The organism is Streptomyces diversicolor (genome assembly GCF_057537855.1).
The window spans coordinates 45,814-51,813 of the sequence record NZ_BAAJXA010000059.1 but is presented as its reverse complement, the minus strand read 5'-3'; the positions used below and the strand labels follow the sequence as shown (position 1 = coordinate 51,813).

General features: G+C 71.5%; 4 protein-coding genes. All 4 read left to right on the top strand.

Annotated features, from left to right (window positions below; genetic code table 11):
• Positions 1-489 (top strand): carboxylesterase family protein (locus AC27LF_RS41335; protein WP_479665129.1); only part of this gene is annotated, 489 nt, incomplete at its 5' end.
• A gap of 153 nt (positions 490-642) precedes the next feature.
• On the top strand, positions 643-2,355 hold the full coding sequence (locus AC27LF_RS41330) for an IlvD/Edd family dehydratase (RefSeq protein ID WP_479665130.1): 1,713 nt from the start codon (positions 643-645) through the stop codon (positions 2,353-2,355).
• Entirely contained in the window at positions 2,342-5,209 is a 2,868-nt protein-coding gene (locus AC27LF_RS41325; RefSeq protein WP_479665131.1) for an FAD-binding and (Fe-S)-binding domain-containing protein, read from the top strand. The genes AC27LF_RS41330 and AC27LF_RS41325 overlap by 14 nt, the downstream gene beginning before the upstream one ends.
• Positions 5,210-5,271: 62 nt before the next feature.
• Positions 5,272-5,949, top strand: a complete 678-nt coding sequence (locus AC27LF_RS41320; RefSeq protein ID WP_479665132.1) for an SDR family NAD(P)-dependent oxidoreductase — start codon at positions 5,272-5,274, stop codon at positions 5,947-5,949.
• The last annotated feature ends 51 nt before the right edge of the window (positions 5,950-6,000 follow it).

Sequence of the window (6,000 nt, the reverse complement as noted above, 5' to 3'; positions counted from 1 at the left end):
TTAGGGCTGCCGGAACTGAGTGCGGAAGGCGGTTCCTTGCACAGCAGGGATCCTCGGTCGTCAACTCGTGGGGGCCCGCTGTGGGGTGGCGCGGCCCTGCCCGAGAAGGTGTCCGCTCGCCTGGCCGAGGGTGCGTTCCCCCGGGTGCCGGTGCTCCAGGGCGCCAACCACGACACGAACGCACCCCCGCTGTTGCCCGTGACCGCAGACTTCCCGCTGGGCGCCACGCACACCTCCGAGCTGCCCTACCTCTTCGACTTCGGACTCACGCCGGACGCCACCCAGCAGGCGTCCGCCGACCGGTTGATCGACTACTGGTCGAACTTCGCCCGCACCGGCGGGCCGAACGACGGGACCGTGCCGCACTGGCCGACCTACGCGCCCACCGGGCAGGTCCAGTCGCTGGAGAGCGGGACCGCGCGACCGGTGCCGGCCAGTGGCCGCGCCACGGAGCATCACTGCGCCCTCTGGAATCAGATCATCGACTAGGGATCTTGGGGGATCTACCGGCGTGCCGACACGAGACGCACCCTGGCGGCGCGTCTCGTGTCCGCGGGCTCTGTCGAGAGGTAGAGGATCCGCGTATGCTCCGTCATGTTCCATATCTCAGACCGACATGCCGATTAATGAAAAGAGCCGTGTGTGAAGCTCCGCAGCGCACAGTGGTACGAGGGTCAGGACCGCAACGCCTACATCCACCGGGCCTGGATGCGCCGAGGCGTACCGGGCGACGCGTTCACGGGCCGTCCGCAGATCGCCATCGCCAACACCGCCTCCGACCTGACGCCGTGCAACGCGCACCTGAGCGAGGTGGCCGCGTCCGTCCGCAACGGCGTGTACGAGGCGGGCGGCATACCGCTGGAACTTCCTGTGATCTCGCTGGGCGAGACCCAGATGCGCCCCACCGCCATGCTCTGGCGCAACATGGCGGCCATGGCCACGGAGGAGATGCTGCGGGCCAACCCCCTCGACGGTGTCGTCCTGCTCGGTGGCTGCGACAAGACCATCCCCTCGCTGCTCATGGCCGCCGCGTCGGTGGACCTGCCGGCCGTGGTCGTCCCCGGTGGTCCGATGCTGACCGGCACCTTCCGGGGCGCTCCGCTGGGTTGCGGCACCGACGTCTGGCGGCTGTCGGAGGAGGTCAGGGCCGGCACGCTGTCGAACGAGGAGTTCACGCGCTCCGAGTCCGCGATGATCCGCAGTCGCGGGCACTGCAACACCATGGGAACCGCGTCCACGATGGCCATCGTCGCCGAGGCGCTCGGAACGGTCGTACCAGGCACCGCGGGGACCCCCGCCCCCGACAGCCGCCTTCTGGAAGCGGCGCACGGAACAGGTCGCCTCGCCGTGGAGATGGTGTCCGCCGACCGCAGGCCCAGCACCTTCCTGACCAAGGCATCCTTCCACAACGCCATCGTGGCGCTCGCGGCTGTCGGCGGTTCCACCAACGCTGTCGTCCACCTCTTGGCGATCGCCGGCCGCCTCGGTATCGACCTGGCCCTGGACGACTTCGACCGCATCGGCTCCCGGGTACCTGTCTTGGTGGACCTGCTGCCGGCCGGGCGGTTCCTCATGGACGACTTCCACCGGGCCGGCGGGCTGCTCGCCGTCCTGCGCGAGGTCCGCGACCTGCTCGATCCCGAGGCACTGACCGTCACCGGCACCCCGCTCGTGGACCACCTCGACGACGCTCCGATCTGGGATGCCGAGGTGATCCGCACCCGACAGAAGCCGCTGGTGGCCGAGGGCGGCATCGCCGTCCTGCGCGGCAGCCTCGCCCCCCGGGGCGCCCTCGTCAAACCGGCGGCGGCCTCACCGCACCTGCTGCGCCACCGCGGCAGGGCGGTCGTCTTCGACAGCATCGAGGACTTCCACGCCCGCGTCGACGACCCCGACCTCGACATCGACGCCGACTCCGTCATGGTCCTGCGCGGCTGCGGCCCCAAGGGCTACCCGGGCATGCCGGAAGTCTCCAACATGCCCCTGCCCAGGAAACTGCTCGAACAGGGCGTGCGTGACATGGTCCGCGTCTGCGACGGCCGGATGAGCGGCACCGCCTACGGCACGGTCGTGCTGCACGTGACACCCGAGGCGGCCGCCGGCGGCCCCCTCGCCCTGGTGCGCACCGGGGACATCGTCAGCCTGGACGTCGAGGCCCGCCGCATCGACCTCGAAGTCCCCGCCGACGAACTCACCCGACGCACCCCCAACGAGGCGACCGTCGCCGGCTTCGCCGCCCCTCGTCGCGGCTGGGAACGGCTCTACGTCGACCACGTCCAGCAGGCCGACACCGGCGCCGACCTGGACTTCCTCACCGGGTCCAGCGGATCGGAGGTCAGCCGTGAGTCGCACTGACCGGCCCCGCACCGCGAAGGCTCCGCACCCCGGCCACCCGCTCGCCGCCGACGCGGCCCTGCTGGCCCGACTGGAGTCGGCGGCGCCGGGCGCGGTCACCGGCCGGGCCCTCGACCGGCTGTCCTTCGCCCACGACGCCTCGCACTACCTGCTCGTGCCGCAGGCCGTCGTCGCCCCGCGCGACGCAGACCAGGTCGCCGGCCTGCTACGGGTCGCCGCCGCGCAGGGCCTGCCGCTGACCTTCCGTTCCGGCGGCACCAGCCTGTCCGGACAGGCCACCAACGACGGGGTCCTCGTCGACACCCGCCGCAACTTCCGGGGGATCCAGGTCCTCGACGACGGCGCGCGCGTGCGCGTCCAGCCCGGGGCGACCGTACGCGCCGTCAACGCCCGGCTGGCCCGTCACGGCCGCAAGCTCGGCCCTGACCCGGCCAGCGAGTCCGCCTGCACGATCGGCGGGGTCGTCGCCAACAACTCCTCCGGCATGACGTGCGGCACCGAGGCCAACACCTACCGGACGCTGGAGTCGGCCGTCCTGGTGCTGCCCAGCGGCACCGTGCTCGACACCGCGGCCCACGACGCCGACGAACGGCTGCGCGCACGGGAACCCGACCTCCACGCGGGTCTCGCCCGCCTGCGCGACCGCGTGCGGAGCAACCCCGCGTCGGTCCGGACCATCGAGAAGCTGTACTCGATCAAGAACACGATGGGCTTCTCAGTCAACTCCTTCATCGACCACACCCGCCCGGTCGACATACTCCTGCACCTGGTGATCGGCAGCGAGGGCACACTCGCCTTCGTCGCCGAGGCGACGTTCCGCACCGTCCCGGCCCACCCGCACGCCGCCACCGCACTGCTGCTCTTCTCCGACCTCGCCGCCGCCACCGGGGCGTTGCCCGCCCTGGTCGACGCCGGCTTCACCACGATCGAACTGCTCGACGCCACGAGCCTCCGCGTCGCCCAGCGCGATCTACGAGCGATCGCGGCGCTGCGCACCCTCACGGTGCACGACCACGCCGCCCTGCTGGTCGAGCACCAGAGCCCGTCGGGCGCGGAACTCACCGACCGCATCGACTCCTCGGCACGCCTCCTCGCCGGCCTCCCGCTGGCCGCCCCCGCGGAGTTGAGCACCGACGCCGCCGCGAGGTCGGCGCTGTGGCACATCCGAAAGGGGCTCTACACCGCGGTCGCCGGCGCCCGCCCGTCCGGGACGACGGCACTGCTGGAGGACATCGCCGTCCCGGTCCAAGCGCTGCTGCCCACCTGCTCGGAGCTGACCGGGCTGTTCGACCAGCACGGCTACGGTGACAGCGTCATCTTCGGCCACGCCAAGGACGGCAACGTCCACTTCCTGCTCAACGAGGACTTCGACGCGCCCGGCAACGTCGACCGCTACCTGCGCTTCACCGAGGACATGGTCGACCTCGTACTCGGCGCCGGCGGCACCCTCAAGGCCGAGCACGGCACCGGACGGATCATGGCACCCTACGTCCGCCGCCAGTACGGCGACGAGCTCTACGACGTCATGTGCGAGGTGAAACGGCTGCTGGACCCGCTCGGGCTCCTCAACCCCGGCGTGCTGCTCGACGAGGACCCGGCCGGCCACATCAGCCACCTCAAGTCCACACCCACCGTCGAGACGGAGGTCGACCGGTGCGTGGAGTGCGGCTACTGCGAACCGGTCTGCCCGAGCCAGGACCTCACCACCTCCCCGCGCCGACGGATCGTGCTGCGCCGGGAGATGGCCCGGGCCAAGGGGGCGGACGACACCGCGCTGCTCGCCGAGCTGGAGCGGGACTTCCAGTACGACGCCCTCGACACATGTGCCGTCGACGGCATGTGTGCGACGGCCTGCCCGGTCGGCATCGACACCGGTGACCTGACGCGCCGGCTGCGCGCCGAACAGCGCGGCGCGACCGAACAGCGGGCGTGGGCCTACGCGGCCCGGCATTGGGACGGTGTCACAAGGGCGGCCGCGAGGGCGCTGACCACCGCGCGCGCCGTACCCGACGCGCTGCCCGGCCGGGTCACCGCGGCCGGGCGGGCGCTGCTCGGCGCCGACACGGTACCCGCCTGGTCCGCCGACCTGCCGCGCGGCGGCAGCCGACGCCGCCCCGTGCAAGCCAGGACACCACAGGCGGTCTACTTCCCGGCCTGCCTGTCCACGATGTTCGCACCGGCCGAACCGGAGGCAGGGCCGGGAGTCCGGGACGCCTTCCTGGCCCTGTGCCGACGAGCCGGCGTAGAAGTCCGCGTACCGGCCGAGATCGCCTCGCTGTGCTGCGGAACACCGTGGAAGTCGAAGGGCCTGACCGACGGGCACACGGCCATGCGCGACCGCGTCCTGCCCGTTCTGCGCAGGGCCACCGACGGCGGTGCGCTGCCCGTGGTGGTCGACGCCGCCTCATGCACCGAGGGCCTGGCACGCATGCTCGCCGAGGAAGCCGTCGGAGCCGTCGAAGTCGTCGACGCGGTGGACTTCGTCGACAAGCACGTGCTGCCCAGGCTGGCGGTCGCCCGCCGTCTTCCCTCGGTCGTCGTCCATCCCACCTGCTCCTCCACGCAACTCGGCCTCAACCCGGCGCTCCTGCGCGTGGCGGCCGCGGTCGCCGAGGAGGTCGTGCAACCGGAGAGCTGGAGGTGCTGCGCCTTCGCCGGTGACCGGGGCCTGCTGCACCCGGAGTTGACCGCCTCGGCGACCGCGGCCGAGTCACAGGCCGTGCTGCGGCATCCCGCGGCCGCCCACGCCTCCGTCAACCGGACCTGCGAACTCGGCATGACCAGAGCGACCGGGCACACCTACCGTCACCTGCTCGAACTTCTCGACGACGCGACACGTCCCCACTCCGTCTGAACGCCACGCTCGCCTCTCACGGTGTCTTCCCGACACCACCACCCACCGACAGGAGACACGGAATGAACGCCAGGACCGCCCTCGTGACGGGCGGCGCCCGCGGACTCGGCGCCGCCACCGCCGAGCGGCTGCGAGCCGACGGGCTGAAGGTGACGACACTCGATCTCGAAGACGCCGACGTGTGCGTCGACATCACCGACGAGGTGGCACTGCGGCACGCGGCCGACGGCCTGGGTCCCATGGACGTGCTGGTCAACTCCGCGGGCATCGTCGGGCCGAACAAGCCGCTGCTGGAGACCACGCGCGACGAATGGCTCCGCGTCCTCGACGTCAACGTCCTGGGGACCGTCAACACCATGCGTCAGTTCGTACCCGGCATGCGGGACCGGGGCTGGGGCAGAGTCGTCAACTTCGCCAGCATGGCCGGCAAGGACGGCAACCCCAACCTGGCCGCGTACTCGGCATCCAAGGCCGCGGTGATCGCGCTCACCAAGGCCGCCGGCAAGGAACTGGCCACCAGCGGAGTCCTGGTCAACGTGATCACACCCGCCGTCATCGCCACGCCGATGAACGAGACCACGGCGCCGGACGTGCTCGAACGCCTCACCGCCCTGATCCCCATGCAACGCGTCGGACGTCCCGAAGAGGTCGCCGAACTCGTCGCGTTCCTCGCCTCCGACCGCGTCAGCTTCTCGACCGGTGCCGTGTACGACATCAGCGGCGGGCGTGCCACGTACTGAGCCGCGGTCCACGCCGGGAGGGCGTGTACCGGTGGACGTCGGCGGAGATCG